This is a genomic window from Vibrio sp. 1078-1, from assembly GCF_033340475.1.
The window spans coordinates 1-1,067 of record NZ_JAWOWM010000093.1; the positions used below are offsets into that span (position 1 = coordinate 1).

Here is a 1,067-nt window from a genome sequence, read left to right on the forward strand (position 1 = left end):
ATTTGACGTTAGCGACAGAAGAAGCACCGGCTAACTCCGTGCCAGCAGCCGCGGTAATACGGAGGGTGCGAGCGTTAATCGGAATTACTGGGCGTAAAGCGCATGCAGGTGGTTTGTTAAGTCAGATGTGAAAGCCCGGGGCTCAACCTCGGAATAGCATTTGAAACTGGCAGACTAGAGTACTGTAGAGGGGGGTAGAATTTCAGGTGTAGCGGTGAAATGCGTAGAGATCTGAAGGAATACCGGTGGCGAAGGCGGCCCCCTGGACAGATACTGACACTCAGATGCGAAAGCGTGGGGAGCAAACAGGATTAGATACCCTGGTAGTCCACGCCGTAAACGATGTCTACTTGGAGGTTGTGGCCTTGAGCCGTGGCTTTCGGAGCTAACGCGTTAAGTAGACCGCCTGGGGAGTACGGTCGCAAGATTAAAACTCAAATGAATTGACGGGGGCCCGCACAAGCGGTGGAGCATGTGGTTTAATTCGATGCAACGCGAAGAACCTTACCTACTCTTGACATCCAGAGAACTTTCCAGAGATGGATTGGTGCCTTCGGGAACTCTGAGACAGGTGCTGCATGGCTGTCGTCAGCTCGTGTTGTGAAATGTTGGGTTAAGTCCCGCAACGAGCGCAACCCTTATCCTTGTTTGCCAGCGAGTAATGTCGGGAACTCCAGGGAGACTGCCGGTGATAAACCGGAGGAAGGTGGGGACGACGTCAAGTCATCATGGCCCTTACGAGTAGGGCTACACACGTGCTACAATGGCGCATACAGAGGGCGGCCAACTTGCGAAAGTGAGCGAATCCCAAAAAGTGCGTCGTAGTCCGGATTGGAGTCTGCAACTCGACTCCATGAAGTCGGAATCGCTAGTAATCGTGGATCAGAATGCCACGGTGAATACGTTCCCGGGCCTTGTACACACCGCCCGTCACACCATGGGAGTGGGCTGCAAAAGAAGTAGGTAGTTTAACCTTCGGGGGGACGCTTACCACTTTGTGGTTCATGACTGGGGTGAAGTCGTAACAAGGTAGCGCTAGGGGAACCTGGCGCTGGATCACCTCCTTA

1 rRNA gene is annotated in these 1,067 nt (G+C 53.5%); it reads left to right on the plus strand.

What is annotated here, in order from left to right:
* Positions 1–1,067: ribosomal RNA gene (locus R7190_RS25820) — 16S ribosomal RNA — on the plus strand; the annotation flags it as partial.